The sequence below is a fragment of the Marinobacter psychrophilus genome (assembly GCF_001043175.1).
In the GTDB taxonomy this organism is placed as follows: Bacteria; Pseudomonadota; Gammaproteobacteria; order Pseudomonadales; family Oleiphilaceae; genus Marinobacter; species Marinobacter psychrophilus.
In genome coordinates this window covers 2,335,772-2,359,092 of the sequence record NZ_CP011494.1, presented here as the reverse complement: position 1 = coordinate 2,359,092, position 23,321 = coordinate 2,335,772, and the positions used below count along the sequence as shown (strand labels likewise).

Annotated in this window: 18 protein-coding genes; 15 read left to right on the top strand and 3 right to left on the bottom strand. The window is 54.8% G+C overall.

Features of this window, described 5'->3' with window-relative positions; all coding sequences use genetic code 11:
• The first annotated feature begins 17 nt into the window (after positions 1–17).
• The 10 genes from ABA45_RS10515 (at position 18) to prpD (ending at position 14,122) form a co-directional block, all read left to right on the top strand.
• Positions 18–1,613 (top strand): glucan biosynthesis protein, encoded by a 1,596-nt coding sequence (locus tag ABA45_RS10515; protein WP_048385950.1) that lies wholly within the window; start codon positions 18–20, stop codon positions 1,611–1,613.
• Positions 1,614–1,615: 2 nt separating this feature from the next.
• A complete protein-coding gene (locus ABA45_RS10510; protein ID WP_048385948.1) occupies positions 1,616–1,867 on the top strand; it encodes a hypothetical protein in 252 nt (83 codons plus the stop codon).
• A complete protein-coding gene (gene mdoH / locus ABA45_RS10505) occupies positions 1,860–3,938 on the top strand; it encodes a glucans biosynthesis glucosyltransferase MdoH (protein WP_048385945.1) in 2,079 nt (692 codons plus the stop codon). The genes ABA45_RS10510 and mdoH overlap by 8 nt, the downstream gene beginning before the upstream one ends.
• A gap of 98 nt (positions 3,939–4,036) precedes the next feature.
• Positions 4,037–5,626 carry a glucan biosynthesis protein gene (locus ABA45_RS10500; RefSeq protein WP_198146954.1) on the top strand — a complete coding sequence of 530 codons (1,590 nt, stop codon included), beginning with the start codon at positions 4,037–4,039 and terminating at the stop codon, positions 5,624–5,626.
• Positions 5,627–5,721: 95 nt separating this feature from the next.
• Positions 5,722–6,402, top strand: coding sequence for a GntR family transcriptional regulator (locus ABA45_RS10495; RefSeq protein WP_048385944.1), 681 nt, complete (start codon positions 5,722–5,724; stop codon positions 6,400–6,402).
• 45 nt (positions 6,403–6,447) lie between these two features.
• Positions 6,448–7,338, top strand: coding sequence for a methylisocitrate lyase (prpB, locus tag ABA45_RS10490; protein ID WP_048385942.1), 891 nt, complete (start codon positions 6,448–6,450; stop codon positions 7,336–7,338).
• A gap of 134 nt (positions 7,339–7,472) precedes the next feature.
• The gene (gene prpC, locus ABA45_RS10485; protein WP_048385941.1) at positions 7,473–8,600 is read left to right on the top strand and encodes a bifunctional 2-methylcitrate synthase/citrate synthase; all 1,128 of its coding nucleotides are present in this window, start codon (positions 7,473–7,475) and stop codon (positions 8,598–8,600) included.
• A gap of 104 nt (positions 8,601–8,704) precedes the next feature.
• Positions 8,705–11,317 carry a Fe/S-dependent 2-methylisocitrate dehydratase AcnD gene (gene acnD / locus ABA45_RS10480; protein WP_048385939.1) on the top strand — a complete coding sequence of 871 codons (2,613 nt, stop codon included), beginning with the start codon at positions 8,705–8,707 and terminating at the stop codon, positions 11,315–11,317.
• An 8-nt stretch (positions 11,318–11,325) separates the two neighbouring features.
• A complete protein-coding gene (gene prpF / locus ABA45_RS10475) occupies positions 11,326–12,516 on the top strand; it encodes a 2-methylaconitate cis-trans isomerase PrpF (RefSeq protein ID WP_048388972.1) in 1,191 nt (396 codons plus the stop codon).
• 121 nt (positions 12,517–12,637) lie between these two features.
• Entirely contained in the window at positions 12,638–14,122 is a 1,485-nt protein-coding gene (gene prpD, locus ABA45_RS10470) for a 2-methylcitrate dehydratase (RefSeq protein WP_048385937.1), read from the top strand.
• Between the two features lie 122 nt (positions 14,123–14,244).
• Here the strand turns inward: prpD and ABA45_RS10465 are convergent, their stop codons facing one another.
• The 3 genes from ABA45_RS10465 to ABA45_RS10455 form a co-directional block, all read right to left on the bottom strand.
• The gene (locus ABA45_RS10465) at positions 14,245–14,889 is read right to left on the bottom strand and encodes a PEP-CTERM sorting domain-containing protein (RefSeq protein ID WP_048385935.1); all 645 of its coding nucleotides are present in this window, start codon (positions 14,887–14,889) and stop codon (positions 14,245–14,247) included.
• A 264-nt stretch (positions 14,890–15,153) separates the two neighbouring features.
• On the bottom strand, positions 15,154–16,200 hold the full coding sequence (locus ABA45_RS10460; RefSeq protein WP_048385933.1) for an ExeA family protein: 1,047 nt from the start codon (positions 16,198–16,200) through the stop codon (positions 15,154–15,156).
• Between the two features lie 18 nt (positions 16,201–16,218).
• The gene (locus ABA45_RS10455; protein ID WP_053076170.1) at positions 16,219–17,199 is read right to left on the bottom strand and encodes an XrtA system polysaccharide deacetylase; all 981 of its coding nucleotides are present in this window, start codon (positions 17,197–17,199) and stop codon (positions 16,219–16,221) included.
• A 201-nt stretch (positions 17,200–17,400) separates the two neighbouring features.
• Here ABA45_RS10455 and ABA45_RS10450 point away from each other — a divergent pair, with 201 nt between their 5' ends.
• Genes ABA45_RS10450 through ABA45_RS10430 form a run of 5 tightly spaced genes read left to right on the top strand, consistent with a single transcriptional unit; the run spans position 17,401 to position 23,311 of the window.
• A complete protein-coding gene (locus ABA45_RS10450; RefSeq protein ID WP_048385931.1) occupies positions 17,401–18,810 on the top strand; it encodes a TIGR03013 family XrtA/PEP-CTERM system glycosyltransferase in 1,410 nt (469 codons plus the stop codon).
• Between the two features lie 54 nt (positions 18,811–18,864).
• Entirely contained in the window at positions 18,865–19,503 is a 639-nt protein-coding gene (locus tag ABA45_RS10445; protein WP_048385930.1) for an XrtA/PEP-CTERM system exopolysaccharide export protein, read from the top strand.
• Positions 19,503–21,074 carry an XrtA system polysaccharide chain length determinant gene (locus ABA45_RS10440; protein WP_048385928.1) on the top strand — a complete coding sequence of 524 codons (1,572 nt, stop codon included), beginning with the start codon at positions 19,503–19,505 and terminating at the stop codon, positions 21,072–21,074. The genes ABA45_RS10445 and ABA45_RS10440 overlap by 1 nt, the downstream gene beginning before the upstream one ends.
• Positions 21,074–21,946, top strand: coding sequence for a P-loop NTPase family protein (locus ABA45_RS10435; RefSeq protein WP_048385926.1), 873 nt, complete (start codon positions 21,074–21,076; stop codon positions 21,944–21,946). The genes ABA45_RS10440 and ABA45_RS10435 overlap by 1 nt, the downstream gene beginning before the upstream one ends.
• Before the next feature lie 3 nt (positions 21,947–21,949).
• Positions 21,950–23,311, top strand: coding sequence for a porin family protein (locus ABA45_RS10430; protein ID WP_048385924.1), 1,362 nt, complete (start codon positions 21,950–21,952; stop codon positions 23,309–23,311).
• Positions 23,312–23,321: the final 10 nt, after the last annotated feature.

Genomic DNA, 23,321 nt, shown 5'->3' with positions numbered 1-23,321 from the left:
CTCAGGGAATACCATCCATGCTTGCAAGGACAGCCCGTGTTGTAAACGGGTGCATTGTCGTATTCTGCCTGGGCGCCAGCGCTCCAGTCTGGAGCTTTGGTTTTAACGATGTCACGAAAAAAGCTCAGGCGCTGGCGCAAAGTCCTTACAAAGCGCCCAGCGCAGTTCCCGACTTTTTAACGTCATTGCCCTACGACCGTTACCAGTCAATCCGCTTCAAGCCCGAAGCCAATCTTTGGCGTCAGCCGGACAGTGCGGAAAAAAAGCATTTTGAAGTCATGATGGTGCCCACTGGCAACGTATATCGGCACGCGGTTACCTTGAACGAAGTGGATCAAGAGGGCGTAAGGCCGCTGATTTTTAATCGCGATCACTTTACCTACCCTTCGCCTGATCTGGCCAAGCGTATTCCAACCGACCTGGGTTACGCGGGTTTTTGGCTGACTTGGCCCTTACAATCATCGTCCGCAATTAAGAGCGCCGAACGCCAGGGCAACCAGTTCCTGGTGTTCGGCGGCGCCAGTTATTTTCGCGGTGTTGGGGCCGATAACGGTTTCGGCTTGGCAGCCCGGGGATTGGCTATAGACACCGGCTTACCTTCCGGCGAAGAGTTTCCGGCGTTCACCGAGTTTTGGTTGGAACGACCAGCTGCCAACGCAGCTACTATGACGGTTTATGCATTGTTAGATAGCCCCAGCGCAACCGGCGCTTACCGTTTTGTGATCAGCCCGAACACGGTCACTGGCATCGAGGTCAGTGCCCGCCTGTTTGCCCGCAGCAATATCGATCAGATTGGCCTGGCGCCGCTCACGTCCATGTTCTACTACGGCGAGAACACACGTCAGCCAGCGGGGGAATGGCGGCCCCAGGTTCACGACTCTGATGGCCTGCTAATACGGGACGAAAAATCCGCTGACGTGACCGAGTGGGTATGGCGGCCATTACTGAACCCCACCAGTTTGCGGATAAATTATTTTCAAGTGACCAACCTGAAAGGGTTTGGGCTGATGCAGCGAGATACTCGCTTTGATGATTTTTCAGACGCAGAAGCCCACTACGAAAAGCGCCCGAGCGCGTGGATTGACAACACCGACGATTGGGGCTCAGGTGAAGTTGTGCTGGTAGAAATCCCCACATCCTCAGAGAGCAACGACAACATCGTGGCCTTTTGGAAGCCGCGTCAGAAAATCGAGAAGGGCGCAGAGCTGAATTTCCAGTACCGCCTTAGATTCGGAGAACATACCGCGTTTGACGGTAATATTGGCCGCGTTGTGGACACCTGGGTGGGTGCTGGCCGAATTAATGGCGTTAACCAGAGCGAAAACAATCGCAACCTGCAAGGTACCTGGCGGGTGGTCGTCGACTTTGAGGGAAAAACCCTGAACGCCGCCAGTGTTCCCGTTGTCAGCGAAGTGGGCACCAACGACAGCGCCGAAATACTGGAACACTTTGTAGAGCACCTGCCCGAGCAGGGCATCTGGCGCCTGTCGATGCTGGTCAAGCCTGCGCCCGATAAGGACACACCTCTAAGGGCGCGATTATTGGCAGGCCCGAATGCGGTGTCTGAAACCTGGTTGTATCAGCTGCCTGACTTAGCCCAGGCGAGGGACTAAGCGTGGAGCAGCTACCGTGCCAGAAGGCACTGAACCGGGTAATAGCTTACCTTCGCGGCAGCGGAATCAAACCGGGTGTCAATGAATGCCGCACCGCGCTTGAACTGGTTGATCATGCGTTGCAGCAGGCCCCCGATGGCGATTATCTAAAGCTGGTGATGGAACTGCTGCCCCAGTATTTCGAGTTGCCACAACCAAAACTGTCGCTTGAAGCCGGGCCAGAGCTGCTCAGGGGAAGCATGGGTTATGAATGATCGGGCTCCCCAGAAACTCTGGCGCTGGCGCACGGTAGCCAGAATAAGGCGCAGCTTGCTGGCGCTGCTGGTATTTGGCCAAACCGCGATAGCCAGCTATTACTTGTTGTGGATCATGCCCTACCACGGAGGCACCGCGGTAGAAATTGGCCTGCTGGTATTGTTTGCATTGCTCTACGCCTGGATAGCCGTAGGTTTTTGGACCGCGGTGGTTGGATTTGTGTTGCGGCTGATGGGTGGAGATAAGCACTCGCTGCTAAACCGTTACAGCAGCGATGACCTGGAAAACACCCCGCTGGTCAAAACCGCCATTGTGCTGCCTGTTTACCACGAACCGGTGCACTGGACGTTTAGCGGACTGAAAGCGGTGTATCACGAGCTGGAGTGCAACGGCCAGATTGAACACTTTGAATTTTTCATACTGTCAGACAGCCGGAATCCGGAAATATGGTTGGAAGAACAAGCAAAATGGCACCAGCTGTGTGACGAGTTGGGTGCCCACGGCCGTCTGTTTTACCGCCGCCGCGGCGTTAACCTGAACTATAAAAGCGGCAACGTCGCCGATTTCCTGCGGCGTTGGGGCCGGCGCTTCAAATACATGGTGGTGTTAGACGCAGACAGCTTGATGAGTGGGCGCACCATCGTGCGCATGGTTCAGTTAATGGAGCGCGAGCCACAGGTTGGAATACTGCAAACAAACCCCTCCATTATTAACGGCCAGTCGCTGTTTGCCCGTCTGCAACAGTTTGGCAATCGGCTGTATTCCTCACTCTTTGCGACGGGCATTGCCGCTGTGCAAATGGGTCATGCCGCTTTTTGGGGCCACAACGCCATACTGCGCGTAGAGCCGTTTATGCAGCACTGCGGTTTGCGTAAATTACGTGGCTTTGGGGTGTTTGAAGGGCCGATCATGAGCCACGATTTTGTCGAGGCTGCCTATATTGGCCGCGCCGGTTACGAAGTCTGGCTGGAACCCGGTTTGGGCGAAAGTTTTGAAGAGTCACCGCCCACGCTGGCGGATGAACTGTCACGTGACAATCGCTGGGCCAAAGGCAATCTGCAGCACCTGTGGATTCTGTGTTTTGGCCGCCGCATCTGTTTGGCGCACCGCATGGCGTTCCTCAACGGCATAATGGCCTACGTGGCTTCGCCCTTGTGGCTAGCGTTTCTGGCGTTAACCACAGTGGCTGCCGCGGAGTTAACGTTGTCGCCCATCGAGTATTTTCCTGCCGGCCACGAAGGGCTCTTCCCACTCTGGCCGGAATGGCGGCCAGAGTGGGCGCTTACTCTCGCCCTTAGCACCTTGGCCTTGCTGTTCGTGCCAAAATTTCTGGCCATTATCGACGCCATCATTCATGGCTTAGCCAAAGGCTTCGGTGGCCCTTGGCGGCTGTTTTTAAGCGTGTGGGTAGAAATTGTATTCTCGGTGTTACTGGCACCCATCCGCATGCTGGCTCACAGCCGGTTCGTAATCGCGTCTTTGTTAAACGTCTCCCTAAGCTGGGCCGGGCAAAATCGCACGGAAGAAACCGGCTGGCGCGAGGCGTTAATAACCCAGGCACCGGGATTAATAATGGGCGGTAGCTGGGCGGTGTTCGCCTGGTGGTTAGATGTCAGTTTTTTCATTTGGTCTCTGCCTGTTGCTGTGCCTTTAATACTTGCCGCGCCCACCTCGGTGCTGCTTAGCCGGGTCAGAGTCGGTCAAGCCATACGCCGCGCCGGGCTGCTACTGATTCCTGAAGAGCTGGCACCGTTGCCTTTGCTGAAAAACGCCGCCGAGAATCGAGCCCAGCCGGCCAGCCCCTGGAGTATTGGCCGCTTTGAACAGGCCGTTCTGGTGCCGCTGGTTCACCAGCAACAACTGGCGCTGGCCAGGCCGGACCGCCATTCCAGGCGAGCCGTAAGGCTCAACAGCCTGGTGGACCAATGCATCCGCACCGGCCCGGCGGCATTGAATAAAAAACAAATCAGCGAATTGTGTCAAGACCGAGTGGCCCTGGCCGAGCTTCATCGCCGCGCCTGGATCGCGCCAACGGAAAGTTATTGGGGCCAGGCGATCGCCCGTCTTTGACAAATGGATAGTGAAGAATAACGAACTCAACCAACAACTGACCATCGATCAACAACAGAACATCGACAACCGACCAAGATGACTTTTGAGGTTTAATAATGCGCCGTCGCTCTCTTCTAAAAGCCGTATCTGCTGCTGTTTTAGGCGTGTTACCCATACCGGCCTTGCTGCAAGCGGGTGAAGTGGCTCGCAGCACAAAACGCAGCGGGTCTTTTGATTACGCCTGGCTCAAAGGCCATGCCCGCCATCTGGCCAACAAAGCCTACCAACCGCAAGCCAGCGGCATCCCCGCAAGCCTGAACACCTTAAGCTGGGATGACTACCAAGCCATTCGCTTCAAGCCCCAGGATGCGCTCTGGCGCAGCGACGATTTATTGTTTCAGGTGCAGCTTTTCCATCTTGGCTTGTACTTCAAAAAACCAGTGCAAATATTCGAAGTGGACGGCGGTATCGCCCGAGCCTTGGAATATCGTCAAAGCAACTTCGACTACAGCGGCAAACAGGCACTGGGTAACTTGGAATCGAATCTCGGTTACGCCGGCTTTCGCTTGCACTTCTACACCAATTTTCAATTAGATCTGGCGTCTTTTCTGGGTGCTAGTTACTTCCGTGCGGTGGGCGAATCCATGCAGTACGGTTTGTCTGCCCGCGGCCTGGCCGTAGACACGGGCATGAGCAGAGAAGAAGAATTCCCCGACTTCACCACCTTCTGGCTAGAGAAACCGGCCCCCGGCCAGGACTTTGTCACCGTCTGGGCTTTACTGGATTCTCCCAGCGTTACCGGCGCCTATGCCTTCCGTATTCAGCCTGGGCAAAATACAGTGATGGACGTGGATGTGGCGCTCTACCCGCGAAAAGCCATCGAACGGGTGGGCATTGCGCCGTTAACCAGCATGTACCAAATGGGCGAAAACGATCGCCGTATGGCGTACGACTGGCGTCCGGAAATTCACGACTCAGATGGCCTGGCGATTCAAAACGGCAACAACGAATGGCTGTGGCGGCCGTTGATGAACCCCCGCAACGTGCATGTCAGCAGTTTTGTTGACAATAACCTGAAAGGCTTTGGCCTGTTGCAACGCGACCGTAACTTTGAGCACTACCAAGACGACGGCGTGTTCTACAATCGCCGGCCAAGCGCCTGGATTACGCCAAAAGGAGATTGGGGCCCAGGGCAGGTAATGCTCACTGAAATCCCCACCGGAAACGAAACATTCGACAATATCGTGGCATTCTGGAATCCGCAAAAGCCTTTGGCTGTTGGCAAAGAACACCTGTTTTCCTACATTCTAACTTGGGGTGAACAGCCACCGGTGCAGCCAGACAAGTTGGCGCAAGTGCAGGCCACCCGTACCGGGCTTGGCGGCGTTATAGGCCAGCAGCGGGAGGTATTTTCCTGGCGGTTTGCGATCGATTTTGGTGGTGGTGGTTTGAGCATGTTGGCGGCCGATGCCGAGCTGGAAGTTGCCATTACAACCAGCAGTGGCAAGGTAGAAATAGCGTCTGTACGCCCTCTGGACTCGATTAAGGGCTACCGCGCAATGTTTGATTTGGTGCCCGGTGAATCGGGTGATCCCGTCGACATCCGTCTGCAGCTGACGCTCAGCGGGCAACCGGTCTCAGAAATGTGGCTTTACCAGTACACGCCGCCGCCAGCGAGCGAGCAAGCTCGGTTTTTGGAACTGTAATACGTCCGATAGAGTGTCTTATACTGAAGGATTGTTGACAATCCGCGTGATGGCGCGTAATTTCGCATCATTATTCTTAGGATTGTTAACAAAGCATGTTGGAAACCGTCTCGCAAGTCTATACTCGTGCCGATGAAGCCTTCGATTGTCTACAAACGGCGATTGTGAAAGGCGACCTAATCCCGGGCGAAAAAATCGGTGAAGTTGAGCTCTGCTCCCGCTTTCATTTAACCCGCGGGCCGCTGCGCGAAGCGTTGGGACGCCTGGAATCCCGGGGCTTGCTGGTACGCCGCCCCCACGCAGGGGTGAAAGTGGTCGCCGTAAGCGCCGACGAGTTAATAGAGCTCTATCGCATACGCGAACTGATGGAAGGCCTGGCCGCACGGCAGGCCGCCGAACGCATGACAGATGCAGAAATTGCCGCCTTGCGTGCCACCCTCGACACCCACGAAACCATGATCGAACAAGCCCAGGGCCAGGCGTACTACCAGGCTGAGGGCGACTACGATTTTCATCACCGCATCGCCACTGGCAGCCGCAACACCAAGCTGACTCAAATGCTCCTGGGCGACCTATACTACATGGTGCGCATGTACCGCTACCGTTTAAGCACCTCGGCCGGACGCCCGCACATGGCGCTGGGCGAGCATCGCAATATTGTTGATGCCATTGCCAGCCGAGATGGCGACTTGGCGGAATTTCTGATGAAACGCCACATTCACGCAGCACGAAAAAACATTGAACAAAAAATCCGCGACGGCGAACTGACCATTTAACCCATCAGCAAACCATCGTCATCTTTATCCAAAGGAGGCAACACCATGTCCAGCAAACTTTCCCCGGGTGCCCGTTTTCGTAAAGCCCTGAACGACAACAAGCCCCTGCAGATTGTTGGTACCATCAACGCCTACGCGGCCATGATGGCCGAGCGGGTGGGGCACCAGGCTATTTACCTGTCTGGTGGCGGTGTTGCAAACGCCTCCTATGGCTTGCCAGATCTGGGCATGACCAGTCTGAACGACGTAGTAGAAGACGTGCGCCGTATTACCGCCGCTACGGATATTCCGCTGCTGGTAGACATAGACACCGGTTGGGGTGGCGCATTCAACATTGGCCGTACCATTCAGCAAATGGAAAAAGCCGGTGCAGCCGCCGTTCACCTTGAAGACCAGGTGGCCCAGAAACGCTGTGGCCACCGCCCGAACAAAGAAATTGTCTCCAAAGAAGAAATGGTAGACCGCATAAAAGCAGCCGTTGACGCCCGCGCCGACAGAGACTTCTTCATCATGGCCCGTACCGATTCGTTCCAGAAAGAAGGCCTGGAAGCCGCCATTGATCGCGCCAAAGCTTATATAGAAGCCGGTGCCGACGGCATCTTCGCTGAAGCCGTAAACGAGCTGGAACACTACAAAGCCTTCTCTGCAGCCCTGGGCAATGTGCCGCTGCTGGCTAACATCACCGAATTTGGCGCTACGCCGCTGTACAACCGCAAAGAGCTGGGCGACGCCGGTGCCAGCATGGTGCTTTACCCACTGAGCGCCTTCCGCGCCATGAACAAAGCCGCCGTAACAGTTTACCAAGACATTCTGGAGAAGGGCGACCAGAAAGATGTAATCGACCTGATGCAAACCCGCATGGAACTATACGACTACCTGAACTACCACGATTTCGAACAGAAGCTTGACCAGCTTTTCCAGCAGTCCAAAGGCTGAGAGAGAAAGAGTAGGGGACGAATTTAAAATCCGTCCCCGACCTGACAATAGGGGACAGACCTTAGGTCTGTCCCCGGTATAACAAATTAGGGGACAGATTTTAAATCTGTCCCCGGTTTTAAGGAAAAGCACCCATGGCTGAAGCAAAAAAATTAAGTGGCGCAGGACTGCGCGGACAAGTAGCCGGTGAAACCGCACTCTGCACCGTCGGCCTAACCGGAACCGGCCTCACCTATTGCGGCTACGACATTAGCGACCTGGCAGACAACGCCCAGTTCGAAGAAGTGGCCTATCTGCTGTTGCAAGGCAAGCTGCCAAACCAGCAGGAACTGGACGCCTACAAAGCCAAACTTAAAAGCCTGCGCACGCTGCCAGACGCACTGAAAACCGTGCTGGAAAATATCCCCAAAGACGCCCACCCGATGGATGTGATGCGCACCGGCTGCTCGATGCTGGGCAACCTGGAAACCGAGCAAAACTTCAGTGAGCAAGACGACAAAATCGACCGACTGCTGGCTGTGTTCCCAAGTATCATCAATTACTGGTACAGCTTTGCCCACAAAGGTGTGCGCATTGATACCAACAGTAGCTCCGATTCCATCGGCGGCCACTTCTTAGAGTTGCTGCACGGCAAAAAGCCAAGCGAGCTGCACGAACGGGTGATGAACGTTTCCCTGATTCTGTACGCCGAGCACGAATTCAACGCGTCTACCTTCGCTGCGCGCGTTTGTGCCTCTACCTTGTCTGACATCCACAGCTGCGTAACTGGCGCCATTGGTACCTTGCGTGGCCCGCTGCACGGCGGCGCCAACGAAGCGGCGATGGAACTGATCCAGAAATTCAAGACCCCGGAAGAAGCCGAAGACGGCTTGATGGGTATGTTACAACGCAAAGAAAAAATCATGGGCTTCGGCCATGCGGTTTACAGCGACTCCGACCCGCGCAACGTAATCATTAAAAAATGGGCCGAAAAACTGTCGAAAGAAGTGAACGATACCGTGCTCTATCCGGTATCTGTGCGCTGTGAAGAAGTCATGTGGCGCGAGAAGAAGCTGTTCTGCAACGCCGACTTCTTTCACGCCTCTACTTACCACTTCATGGGCATTCCTACTGGACTGTTCACGCCTATTTTTGTGATGTCACGGGTGTCCGGCTGGACCGCGCACGTTAAAGAGCAGCGCGCCAACAACCGTATCATTCGCCCGAGTGCGGAATACACCGGCCCCGAACACGCCGAATGGCTGCCGATCGAAAAGCGCTAGCGCCAGATAAGGGACGGATTTGAAATCCGTCCCTTATATCGAGACCAGCCGGAGGACAGAATTAAATTCTGTCCTCAACATCTGTTGCGTAGAGAGCCCAAAATATGAACACCCACTACCGCAAAAACCTGCCAGGCACCAGCCTGGACTATTTCGACACCCGCCAGGCCATCGAAGACATACAGCCTGGCGCCTACGCCAAACTGCCGTACACCTCCCGCGTTTTAGCCGAGCAACTGATTCGCCGTGGCGAACCCGACATGCTCACCGAATCACTGAAGCAGTTTATCGAACGCAAGCAAGACCTGGATTTCCCCTGGTACCCGGCCCGCGTCGTCACCCACGACATCCTGGGTACCACCGCTCTGGTTGACCTGGCGGGTCTGCGCGATGCCATCGCCCTAAAAGGCGGTGACCCAGCAAAAGTAAACCCGGTGGTACCTACCCAGCTGATTGTGGACCACTCCCTGGCGGTAGAAGCTGCGGGTTTTGACCCAGACGCATTCGATAAAAACCGCGTCATCGAAGATCGCCGCAACGATGACCGTTTCCACTTCATCGAGTGGACAAAAACCGCCTTTAAAAACGTTGACGTGATTCCTGCCGGTAACGGCATCATGCATCAGATTAACCTGGAAAAAATGTCTCCGGTGATCCAGTCCCGTGACGGCGTTGCCTTTCCGGACACCTGCGTCGGCACCGACAGCCACACCCCGCACATCGACTGCCTGGGCGTAATTGCCATTGGCGTGGGTGGTCTTGAAGCAGAAACCGTCATGCTCGGCCGCCCATCCATGATGCGGGTGCCCGACATTATTGGTGTAAAACTCACTGGCAAGCGCCAGCCGGGCATCACCGCGACTGATATCGTGTTGGCCATTACCGAATTTCTACGTAAAGAGCGTGTGGTTTCCGCCTACCTGGAATTCTTTGGCGAAGGCGCGGAAAGTCTGACTATCGGCGACCGTGCCACCATTTCCAACATGACCCCGGAATTTGGTGCTTCTGCCGGCATGTTCTACATCGACCAGCAAACCATCGATTATTTGAGGCTGACCGGTCGTGAGCCAGAGCAGATTGCATTAGTAGAAACCTACGCCAAGCACACTGGCTTGTGGGCCGACGCGCTGGTCGAAGCGGAATACGAGCGGGTGCTGGAATTTGACCTGTCCACCGTTGTGCGCAACGTGGCTGGCCCTTCTAGCCCTCATCGCCGCGTAGCGACCAGCGATCTGCACGCCCAGGGCATTGCCGGTAATCTGGAAAGGGCCTTGGCGGAAGAAGCCGAAGGCAAAATGCCAGACGGCGCGGTGATCATCGCCGCGATTACCTCCTGCACCAATACCTCAAACCCCCGCAACGTGGTCGCTGCTGGCCTGATTGCGAAAAAAGCCAACGAGCTGGGTCTGGTGCGTAAGCCTTGGGTGAAATCTTCCTTTGCACCGGGTTCCAAAGTCGCCCGCTTGTATCTGGAAGAAGCTGGCCTGCTGAAAGAAATGGAAAAGCTGGGCTTTGGTATCGTCGGCTACGCTTGCACCACTTGCAACGGCATGTCTGGCGCTTTGGATCCGAAAATCCAGAAAGAAATTATCGACCGCGACCTTTACTCCACCGCGGTACTGTCGGGTAACCGTAACTTCGACGGCCGTATACATCCGTATGCCAAGCAAGCATTCCTGGCATCGCCGCCCTTAGTTGTGGCTTACGCCATCGCCGGTACCGTGCGTTTTGACATCGAAAAAGACGTCCTGGCCAAAGACAAAGACGGCAACCCGGTTACCCTGAAAGACATCTGGCCAAGCGATGAAGAAATCGACGTCATCGTAAAATCCAGCGTTAAGCCCGAACAGTTCAAACAGGTGTACATCCCGATGTTTGATCTGGGCGCGTTCGAAGAAGCCGAAAGCCCCCTGTATGACTGGCGCCCGAAGAGCACCTATATTCGTCGCCCGCCATACTGGGAAGGCGCACTGGCAGCCGAACGCACCATGAAAGGCATGCGCCCACTGGCGATTCTGCCGGATAACATCACCACCGATCACCTATCGCCGTCTAACGCCATCATGATGGACAGCGCTGCCGGTGAATACCTGCACAAAATGGGCCTGCCAGAGGAAGATTTCAACTCCTACGCAACCCATCGCGGGGACCATCTGACCGCCCAGCGCGCCACCTTTGCCAACCCCAAGCTGATGAACGAAATGGTACGGGACGAGAAAGGCGAGATTATCCAGGGTTCCATGGCCCGTGTGGAGCCGGAAGGCAAAAACCTGCGCATGTGGGAAGCCATTGAAACCTACATGGAACGCAAGCAGCCGCTGATCATCGTGGCCGGCGCCGACTATGGCCAGGGTTCCTCCCGCGACTGGGCCGCCAAAGGCGTGCGATTAGCTGGCGTAGAAGCCATTGCCGCTGAAGGCTTTGAACGCATCCACCGTACCAATCTGGTGGGCATGGGCGTGCTGCCACTGGAATTTAAACCGGGTACCACCCGCTTGACCCTGAAGCTGGACGGCACCGAAACCTACGACGTAGAAGGCGATATGAGCCCACGTTCCGACATGACTCTGGTTATTCACCGCACCAACGGCGAAACCCTGAACGTACCTGTAACCTGCCGCCTGGACACCGCAGACGAAGTGTCTGTGTTTGAAGCCGGCGGTGTATTGCAGCGCTTTGCTCAGGATTTCCTTGAGGCAGAGGGGGCGGTCGCATGAGCGGTCTTGTGAGCCAGGTACCACAAGTAAAAATCCCCGCGACCTATATGCGCGGCGGCACCAGCAAAGGCGTGTTCTTCCGTTTGGAAGACCTGCCCGAGCGCGCGCAGATCCCGGGCCCGGCCCGGGATAACCTGTTGCTGCGGGTGATCGGCAGCCCGGATCCCTACGGCAAACAGACCGACGGCATGGGCGGTGCAACCTCCAGCACCAGTAAAACCGTTATTTTGAGCAAAAGCACCCAGCCAGACCACGATGTGGATTATCTGTTTGGCCAGGTCAGCATAGACAAACCCTTTGTGGACTGGAGCGGCAACTGCGGCAACCTCACCGCAGCAGTCGGGGCCTTTGCCATTAGCAGTGGCTATGTGGAAAAAGATCGCTTACCCGAAAATGGTACAGGAAGTGGAACAGTCATCGTCCGCATCTGGCAGGCCAACATACGCAAAACCATCATAGCCAAAGTACCGGTCACCAATGGCGAAGTGCAGGAAACCGGTGATTTCGAGCTGGATGGGGTCACCTTCCCAGCGGCCGAAGTACAAGTGGAATTCATCGACCCGGCCGACGGCGAAGGCGCCATGTTCCCCACCGGCAACCTGGTCGACGACCTGGAAGTACCAGGCGTTGGAACCCTGAAAGCCACCATGATCAACGCCGGTATTCCCACGGTGTTTATCAATGCAGACGCGGTGGGCTACAACGGCACCGAACTGCAGGATGCGATTAATGGCAACCCCGAGGCGCTGGTGATGTTTGAAACTATTCGTGCCTACGGTGCGCTGAAAATGGGGCTGATCCAGAACATCGAAGAAGCGGCTGCGCGCCAGCACACACCAAAAGTAGCGTTTGTTGCGCCGCCTGCGGGCTACAGCGCTTCAAGCGGTAAAGCCATTGCCATTGACGACATAGACCTAGTCGTTAGAGCTTTGTCTATGGGCAAACTGCACCATGCCATGATGGGTACAGCGGCCGTCGCTATAGCAACGGCTGCGGCCATTCCCGGCACCCTGGTAAACCTGGCGGCTGGCGGCGGTGACCGTACATCGGTCACCTTTGGCCATCCGTCTGGCACCTTGCAGGTGGGTGCAGAAGCCAAAGAAGTAGACGGCCAGTGGACAGCCAAAAAGGCTATTATGAGCCGCAGCGCGCGAGTGCTGATGGAAGGCTGGGTAAGAATTCCCGGAGATTCGTTTTAGCTTCGTAGCTTTCCAGATTTTGAAAGTACCCCCGCGCTAATAACCGGCTACCCTTAGGGAATAACCGGAGACCCAGCCGGGGGTATTTTTTTACCCGCACATTTCAAACAGGAGAAAATCCATGTCTGCCACATTCGATCTAAACGAACGCCCGGATTACGACGATATCCTGCAAACCATCGCCGACTACGTCCTCAACTACCAAATCAAAAGTGACGAGGCCTGGACCATCGCCCGCCATTGCTTGATGGACACCTTGGGTTGCGGCCTTCTGGCCCTGAAATTTCCGGAATGCACCAAGCTTTTAGGCCCGTTGGTAGAAGGCACCATCGTACCCAACGGCGCGCGAGTCCCCGGCACATCGTTCCGTATGGATCCGGTCAAAGCCGCCTGGGACATTGGTTGCATTATTCGCTGGCTGGATTACAACGACACCTGGCTGGCGGCCGAATGGGGCCACCCGTCAGACAACCTGGGCGGCATACTCGCCGTAGCAGACCACCTGTCGCAAAAGCGCGTGGCCGAAGGCAAATCCCCCATCGCCATGAAAGCCGTGCTGGAAGCCATGATCATGGCCCACGAAATCCAGGGCGTGCTGGCGCTGGAAAACTCGTTCAATAGGGTAGGGCTAGACCACGTTCTGCTGGTGAAAGTGGCGTCTACCGCCGTGGTGGCTCGGCTGATGGGCGCCAACCGTGACCAGTTGCTGTCAGCGCTGTCACACGCCTGGGTAGACGGCCAATCCCTGCGCACCTATCGCCATGCCCCCAACGCCGGTTCCCGCAAATCCTGGGCCGCAGGCGACGCCACCTCCAGAGCCGTGCGCTTGGCAGACATTGCCATGCGCGGCGAAATGGGCATACCCGGCGCGCTCACAGCACCCCAGTGGGGCTTTAACGATGTGCTGTTCAGCAAAACCAACAAAGACCAAAAAATCAAACCTGCAGACAAGTGTCAGCTTTCTTTACGACAGGCATTTGGTTCCTACGTGATGGAAAACATCCTGTTCAAAGTGTCTTTCCCTGCAGAATTCCACGCTCAAACCGCCGCAGAAGCCGCTGTCACACTTCACCCACAAGTGAAAGACCGCCTGCAAGATATTGATAAAATAGTACTGACCACCCACGAATCCGCCATTCGTATCATTTCCAAAGTGGGCAGCCTGGCCAACGCTGCAGACCGCGACCACTGCCTGCAATACATGACAGCCGTGCCGCTGATATTTGGTGAACTCACGGCCGAGCACTATGAAGACAGCTTTCACAGTGCCCACCCAGTGATTGATCAGCTAAGAGGCAAAATGGAGGTTGTCGAAAACGAGGCTTACTCCGCGGATTATCTGGACTCAAGCAAGCGCTCAATCGCCAATGCGGTACAGATTTTCTTTAAAGACGGTACAAGCACAGAAAACGTGGTCGTCGAATATCCGATAGGCCATCGCCGCCGTCGCGAAGCCGCGATTCCGCTGCTTAAACAGAAGTTCGAGCAGAACCTTGCAACTCGTTTCCCCGCAGGCCAATGCCAGCGAATCTCCCAAGCGCTACAAAGCCAGGCGGAGCTGGAATGCATGGCCGTTCACGAATTTACGTCGCTGTTTGTGATTTGAACAAAATGTGATGAACTCTTGTCAGGAATCGTAGAAAGCAAAAACCCCGGCACAGGGCCGAGGTTTTTAAAGGCTCGCCAGTCAGGGAATGACCGGTGAAACTTACCTTTTAGGCTATTAACTTACGCGACGTTCTTACGACGGCGCGCAGCAGTCAAACCAAACAGGCCCAGACCAAGAAGCGCCAGGGTGCCAGGCTCTGGAACCGCTGCGGTCACTTTTACATCATCAATGAAATTGCCAACGGTGCCAGTCAGCGGTGTTACAGAAGTGAAGGTGATTTTAGTGATTGCGTCCTGGGCTACGAATGAATTTTGGAACGTGCTCCAGTTACTAGTCGTGTGGTCGGTGATGAGCAGCCAGGTAAGACTTCCACTTGGAGTGACAGAAAAGGAAAATTCTTCGTTGTTGTTACGGCGGGCCTGATAAGCAAAGCTGATGTCGTAGGTTTGGCCTATAACGGTACTGATATTCTGATAAAAACTGAAAGCAGCGCCTGTACCAGGATCGGCGTTTAGCTCGACAAATTGGTTACCTTCTTTAGCGGTTTCGCCCCTAAAGTTGTTCCAAATTTCGAATCTGTTGTTATCGGCTTTCCATCCATCGATAACAGCGAACGATTTCCAGCTATTCACAGATATGGAGTTGCTTTCGAAGCTGCCATTCTGAATCAGGTTTCCAGTGACAGGGGCCGCAATGGCAGGGGCTGCAATAGCAAGAGAAAAACTGAAAGCGCTTATAGCGGCGATACGGTTGAATAAAGACATAAGATTTTCCTTAACTAAGTTTTTTTCTAGGCTTAATTAAATTAAGCAAACTTGGTGCCAGAAAACTTTTTTGTTTTTATTTCAGTGCTTTAAAAGTTTTAGGTCGCGACTTTGCTGGAGTATATGTAAAAAAAATCGACACAAAACATGTATAGCTAAGAGTTGTGTCTACATATGCGACGTTTAAATGCCCTTGTAAAGAAAATAATAAGGCATAACAATCACTTGCCCACTGTGTAAAATAACTCGACGATGCTTATCCGGCTATTTCTTCCAGAAGGGCGTGAGTGGCTTTATATTGTCAGTGGAACTAACGGAGTCTTTTTGTGAGGATTTCCCTTCTGGTGACATCTTTGCCAAACGCCCATCAATGCTCTCAAGAGCACTGGCAATACGCTGCAGGGTTTTTGACAGGTCACCGAAGCCCTCGCCTGATTGCGCGCTAACCGGGGCAGGGCGCGCGTTTCTGTTGTGCTGCGCGCTCTCCGGCAGTTTTGCCTTTGGCTCGTCGTCTTCGCCTAGCAAATCCTTGCGGATGTTTTTCAAGTCGTGGGGGTCTATAAACGGCCGGTCTTCAGCGTAGGCGCACATCATCATACCGTCGCACAGCTTGTTAATCAGGCGCGGAATGCCATGGCTCAAATCGTGAATCTCTTGAACCGTGTCTTTATCAAACAGCTTATTGCCACCGTGGCCAGACACCAGCAAGCGGTAATCAATGTACTCAGCGGTTTCTTTTGGCGTTAGCCCTTCCAGATGGAAAAACAGCTTTACCCGTTGCGCCAATTGGGGAATAGAAGTGACCGCCTTTTTAAGCTCGGGCTGGCCCAGTAGAATCACCCGCATGGATGGCCCGCCCATACTTTCCATACCGGCCAGCATGCGTACGTCTTCCAGGTTTTCCCGGGTCAGATTTTGGGCTTCGTCGATAGTCAGTACCACTGGCGTGCCTTCGGCGGCCATCTTCTCGAGATACTCTGTAATCTGAAACAGCATGCCCACCTTGCTGTCGTCTTCGGCCTTCAATCCCGCCTTGCGTAGAATCAGGCTGAACAGGTCCTTGGATTCCAGGTTGGTGTAGGCCACGTTCAACAGCTTCAAATCCCCATCCATATTGCGGATGGTTTTCTTTAGCAGGGTAGTTTTACCAGAGCCGATTTCGCCACTGATCACCACAAAACCTTCTGAGCTCCAGATAGCCGACGACATGTACACATAAGCCCGCGAATGCTGCTGGCTCATGTAAATAAAGTCGTCTTCCGGCGTAATCCGGAACGGGTTTCTGTGCAGGCCGAAAAATTCTAAATACATGGGCAATCCCCGTCAGTTTCAGGCCAGTCCGACCATCTGTTGGGTGGTCAGTCGCGTGCCCGACTGAGAGCTCTCGGGTTTATACGCATTGTAGCTTTGTGACACTGTACCAAAGTGGAAGTCTTGCATCAGCCTTTCCAGGCGGTGCTCGCACTTATCCAGATTGGTGTAATGACGGAAGCGGGAAAACCAGCTGGCGTTGTTGTAGCGCGGCTGGTCTGGGTCTATCTCCCAAGGGTGCAGGTAAAACATTTGCGGCCGGCTGCCACCGCCAGAGGCGTTATTGAACAAATAGCGGAAAATAGGGTAGGGGAATTGGCGAAAATAGCCCCCGCCCGCCGCCGGTATAGACAGCCCGCCGATCTTGGCCGTGGTCAGCGGGAATTCCCGCAGCAAATGGCCTTTTTCAGTTTCAATGGTGTAGGGAGCACGGGGCGAACCCGGAATGCCGTAATTGTCATGGCGCACCGGGAAAATACTGGAATCCCAGGTAAACCCGCACTCCGCCAGAATATCCAGCGCCCACAGCGATTTATGGGTAATCGAATAGCTGGCAGCGCGATAACCGCTCACCTCGGCCCCAATTATGTCTTCCAGCAGCGCTTTTGAGCGCATAGTTTCCTTGCGGAACACGTCCGGAGTCTGGCTGTAAATCAGCTGGTGGCTGTAGCCGTGGGACGCCACTTCATGACCCCCAGCGGCAATTTTGCGCACTAATTGCGGGTACTTGTCGGCCACCCAGCCCAACACAAAAAATGTGGCCTTCACATTATTGCGCTCGAACAGTGCCAACAGGCGCTCGGTGTTTTGCTCTACACGGCTGGGCAGGCTGCCCCACTGGTCCGGGTGAATCACCTTTGCCAAAGCGGCCACGTGAAAGTAGTCTTCCACATCAATGCTCATGGCGTGTAGCGTTCCTGCACCGCCCTCTCTGTCGCGTAAAGTGTCGCCTGACGCGGCAGCAGGTGCGCTGGTTTCACTCTTCTGCCGATCTGACATGGGCGTGGGCATCCTTATTGCAAGTATTATGCAATTCTCACCTACTACAGGTTCAAAAACAATCGCCTTACCCGTAATATCTCAGTCATGGTTATAGAGCGGTAAATGCTTGTTACATAAAGATACAAAGGGCTTAAAGTCGTCCAGGTTACAGCGTCGATTTTTCGATTAAACAATAAGCGAGCGGCAAGGAAGTTTGGTTTGTCCTATATTCGTTTTCGGAAACAGTTTTTGCACATTCCGTATCTGTTGCTTGGCACGCTGGAGTTTTGCCTGCTGTTTTTTGTGTATCGCCTGCTCGCGTCCGGCGTACAGCTGGTCATTTTTCTACCGCCTGAACTGGCGCCTGGTACCTTAGCCGCGCTGGTTTTCGCGCTTATGCTCAGCGCTGGTACCTTGTCTATGGGTGGCTATTCGTCCCTTGCGAATGAAAACGCCATTTCCCTGTTTTTCCGCACTTTGGTGGCTTACTGCTTCGTAGGCGGCCTGGGGCTCACCATTGTCTATTTGTTCGTGCCAGCGCTTGACCCGGGCAGTTCCGCGCTATTTTACGCCGTTGCTCTATCCTCGTTAATTGTCATTCTGTGCCGGCTGGCCTTTTTAAAAGTAGTAGATTCAGAACAACTGGTACGCCGGGTAGTGGTGTTTGGCGCAGGCCCGTTTGCCGCTAACTTAATGCAAGAGTACGAACAGAACATGCGCGCCATGGGCGTTCGCATCATCGGTTGCATTGCAGACAACTCGGACCAGGCCGCTGTAAAAAAAGATCAGTTACTGCCAATCCCCGTCAATTTCCACGAGTTTTGCCGCCACAACAAAGTGTCTGAAATTGTGATTGCCGCACAAGAACGGCGCCAAGCCCAGGGTGGCTTTCTACCTATGGCGGGCTTAATGGAATGCAAACTGCGCGGCATCACCGTGACCAGCGGGGTAGATTTTTACGAGCGCGAGCTGAAAAAAGCCAAACTCGATATGGTGCATCCGTCCTGGATCCTGTTTTCCGACGGCTTTAGCGCCTCTCGTCGCCGCGCGCTTGCTAAGCGTTTTGTCGATCTTGCGCTGAGCCTCGCATTGCTGGCCATTATGTCGCCATTTATTATACTAACCGCTATTGCAGTATTCCTAGAGACTGGCCGCCCGGTGCTCTATAGTCAGCAAAGAATCGGCCTGCTGGGCAAAGAATTTCGCATCTATAAATTTCGCAGCATGCGCCAGGATGCAGAAAAAGACGGCAAAGCCCGCTGGGCTTCGGCGAACGACAACCGCGTCACCCGTGTTGGTGGGTTCATACGCAACACTCGGTTGGATGAGCTGCCACAGATTTACAACGTGATCAAAGGCGAAATGAGTTTTGTCGGGCCGCGCCCGGAAAGGCCGGAATTTGTCTCTGAATTGAAAGAGAAAATACCGCTTTACGACACACGGCATTACGTAAAGCCTGGCTTAATGGGCTGGGCCCAGCTTAAATACCCTTACGGCGCTTCGGTAGAAGACGCCAAAGGCAAACTGGAATACGACCTTTATTACTCGAAAAATCACAGTCTACTGATGGACATACTCATTATGATTCAAACAGTGGAAGTGGTGCTTTTGGGCAAAGGCGTGCGGTAGCAGCGGCAGTAACAAAAGAAACAACGACAAAAACACAGGGATCTGGAGAAAATTATGGGCAGGTTTAAAACGATTGCAGCAGTTTGTACGACATTGTTCACGCTTGTGTTGGCGGGTTGCTCCGGCCTGCCATCTTCCGCACAAATGCCTCCGTCTTCCGAAATGGACGTCGAAGCCTATGAAATTGGTGTGGGCGACACCATCGCAGTACACGTGTGGCGTAACCCGGAACTAAATCAAACCATTGTGGTGCGCCCGGACGGCTTTATTTCTATGCCCCTGATGGGCGATGTGAAAGCCGATGGCAAACGCCCTGAAGAACTGGCCACCGAAGTAGGCACTGCCCTGAGCGAGTTCATTCGCACCCCCGAAGTCTCCGTTATGGTTACCTCACCGGCCAGCAAAGAATTCCGCAGCCGCCTTCGCATTACCGGCCAAGTAGCGTCACCCCAGTCCGTTGCCTTTCAGCCAGGCATGACCGTACTGGATTTGGTACTCATCGCCGGTGGCGTGACCGACTTTGCTGCCGACGGCCGTGCAGTGTTGCACCGCCAGGTCGATGGGGAATATAAGAGCTACGGCCTGAATCTGGCCGCCATCCTCACCGAAGGCGACATGAAGACCAACCACACCTTGCAGGCCGGTGACGTCATCAGCGTGCCCCGCAAACAGTTGTTCCGAGGCGAGCTCTGATGGATCTACAGTTCATCATCGACACCCTGCGTGCGGTAAAGCTTGAGCTTTATCGCCACAGGTTGGCGGCGGCTGTTATCTTTATGTTGGTAACAGCCGGTGTTTTAACAATGGGGTACGTTACCCCGAAAAGCTATACATCCAAGGCGGTGCTCTACGCCGACCAGTCCAACATTCTTGTACCACTACTGCGCGGCCAGGCTGAAGTCACCCAGCTTGACCGCATTAACGAAGCCCGCGAGATGATTCAAAGCCGGTCATTTCTGGAGCAAGTCGCGCTGGACACCGGAATGATCAACGGCGGCGAAGCCGATGCAACGCGCAACGGCATCATCAGTGAATTGCGCAAACAGATTCGATTGAGCGTGTCTAACCGCAGTTTCCTGGAACTGACTTACACCAGCCGCAATCCAGACAGCTCATTTCAGGTACTCAGCGCGGCTTTAAGCCGGTTTATTGAGCGCTCAGTGCGTAAAAAACGATCTGAAAGCCAGGGCGCGTTTGAGTTTATTGATTCTCAGGTAAAAACCTACCAGCGCCAGCTAGAAGACGCCGAAGAGCGGCTGAAAGAATTCAAAAGTGCCAACCAAGACGGCAATGAAAACAGCGCCATGGCGCGCATCGAAAGCCTGCGCGGCGAAATTGAAAATCTGAAGTTGGAACTGCAGCAATCCGAGGCCGAAGTACGCTTAACCCGCGAACAGCTGTCCCGGGAACAACCGGTACGCCGCATTACCGTAGACCCTGGCAAGTCCGCTGCAGAGCGCCGTCTGGCGTCGATGCGAATAGAATTGGATTCGCTACTGTTGCGCTATCAAGAGCGCCATCCAGACGTCATCAGCACTCTGGCACAGATTGCCGACCTGGAACGCCAAGTGTCTGGCCAGAGTGATTCCTCCCGTGAGGGTGGGGTGACCGAAGTGATGGAAAACCCGGTCTACGAGAACCTGAAAATTCAGCTCTCGGAGGGCACCACTCGCCTAGCGGTACAAACCAATCGACTGGTATCGCTTGAGCGGCTGTTAGAAGAAGCCTTTGAACGTTCCCAACGCGTCGCCGAAAACCAGGCCGAGTTCTCTGATCTGACCCGCGATTACGACGTCACCCGCGGCGTTTACGACGACATGCTGCAACGCCGCGAGCGAGCAAGGTTATCCATGACCCTCGACGTACAAGGCGAGGGCGTAAGCTACAAAATTCAGGAGCCGGCGACTTATCCTACCACTTGGGATGGGCTACAACTTTACCAGGTTGGCTTGGCTGGCCCGTTTTTGGGCAGCACCATGGTGCTAGGCCTGTTGGTTATGCTGGTGATGTTTGACCAGCGCTTGCGCTCGCCGAGAGCTTTGCAGCTGTCATTGCCCGCGGGCCTTCCGGTGCTGACCAGTATTCCGCATTACCGTAGTACCTGGAAAGACCGCCTGCTACGCAAGGATGTCATGGCCATACTGTTTATTTTGGCCGTGTTCATGGCGGTCTACCTCGGCGTGCTGCTGTTCAGCGTAATGGGAATAACCCCGGAACAATTGATCAATAAAGCCCGCGAGTTAACCGGGTTCGGGGGCAGCTAGTGGACGACAACAAACTTTACAACGCGTTGCTGAAAAATCAGAAAGAACGCCAAAGCGCCCATTCAGCAGGCGAAGCGAGTTCTGAAGACAACTTCCGCAAAGAACGGCCCTTTGCCGGTGTCGAAGCGCCACGTCGACAGCTGGGTGCAGCACAAAGTGCAGATTCAGAGCGCCCGCCAACGGTCTATGACTCTGCCGTTTCGCTGGAACTGATCGGAAATCCCAACCCCTGGAGCCGGGAGCAGTTGCGGGAAAAGAAAATCATCTATCTTGGCATGCCAGATAAAGAGGTGATGGACGCCTACCGCGAACTGCGAATTCAGCTGCGCAGCCGCCACGGCGAGGGCAATTTTGCGGTTATGTTCAGCTCGTTGGGACTGGGCGGCAGCTCCGTCGCCACCGCGTACAACCTGGCGGCGGCCTTTGCACTCGACTCACACACGTCTGCGCTGCTGGTAGATTGCGACCCATACAACCAGAATCTCCAGAACCTGGTGTCGGTTCCTTTAGGCGCTGGTGTGACCGACTTCGTCGCCGATCGTTCTTTGAACATCAAAGATATTCTGTACGCCAGCGGCGTTGCCCGTTTAAGCGTCATTCCGGCGGGCACTCAGGCGTCGTCGGCGGTAGAACTGTTTGCAGCGGTGCGCATGCGCGAGCTGATCAGCGAATTGAAAAATCGTTATCCGGACCGCTGTATCGTGATCAACGCCCCGGCGTTCCGGGATAACACCGAAGCCCGCATACTCGAACGCTTTGCTGACCAAGTGATCATGGGTGTGCCCTTTGGCGAAGTAACAGGCGACGAAATCGCAGAAGCGGTTAGTCTGTTGGAAACGGACAAATTTGCCGGGCTGGTTTTTCAGGAGTAACACATGGAACGCAGAGCAGGGAAACGATTTGGCCGCTCATCGGCTGCATTAATCGCGGTATGTGGTTTACCATTGCCACTAGCGGCACAGGTGGCTGACGGCAGCACACTGCAATCCATTGCTGGTTCCGCTTCCGTCTTTACGGCAGCCACCCACACCCGAACCGACAGTGTCGGCGGCACAGACACCCGCACGGAACCCAGCGTGGGTGTATCTGGTCGTATTGGTGGCGTGCTTGCCAGCGGCGCAAACTCGCTAGCACTGCAATACGGTGGCACCCTGGAAACCAGGCGCGACACCTCCGTTGGCGACCAAACAGACACCAGCTCCATTTCAGGCGCGGCCAGCTACGCCTATTTCGACCCGGCTCAGCCTTTGGATTTTAATCTGGGCCACACCGTCAGCTCGGTGCGCAACAACACCGGCTTTGTGGTCAACCCGTCCAGTTACGAAACCCGAAACACCTTAAGCGCCGGGGCAGGCTTACGCTTTAATGCCGGCAGCCTATCTACCTTGCGCCTGTTCAGCCAGGCCGGCCAAAGTTTTGGTGGCGGTGACCTGAGTGATGAAAACTCCTTAACGGCAGGCGCCGAGCTAACCCGAAGGCTTAGCGAACGCTCCAGTGCCAGCCTTAACGCCAACCGGAGTTGGTCTGACGGAAGCAGTGTTGACCAAACAATCGACAGCGCCGAGCTGGTGTACCGGCGCGATCTGGAAAACGGCTCGTTCAGCATCGGTGGCGGTCAAAGTTGGGCAACAACCGAGTATTCAAACAATACCGAAACCGACAGCGATGCATTAACCGGGTTCCTGGACCGCAGCTGGGTGGCCGACCAATACCGCACCTCGCTTCAGTACAACCGAAGGCTGTCCGACAGCGCCACAGAGCTGTCGCTGAATTTACCGCCCGAATTTGATTTTTTACCGGAAACAGTCGAGCTGCGAGATTTGGTGGTTAGCGATTCCGTATCGATATCCCACAGCACCGATCTGCTGTGCAACGCCTGCACACTCAGCGTGGCCGCAGAAGCCGCCTTGCTGAAATCTCAAATCAGCGGCGACAAAACCCACGAATACCGCTCCAGCGTTAGCTTGGGTGTGCAGTTAACCGACCTTCAGCGCATCACTTTCGGTTACAGCTGGCAGGGCGATGCGGAAGACCAGGCCGGTACCATTGTTGATCAGATACACCGGTTTGATACCCGCTGGTCACGGCAACTGGCAGAAAACACCGAATTCGCGGTGGCGTTTAACCAATCCTACCTGCGCAGCGACTTGGGGAGCGGAACGGGCAGCGATGATCGCGATCAATACGTTATCCGCTTAGAGTTAACCCACGGTTTTGCGTTAAACGGCCGGCGCTAGGCGGCAGGCT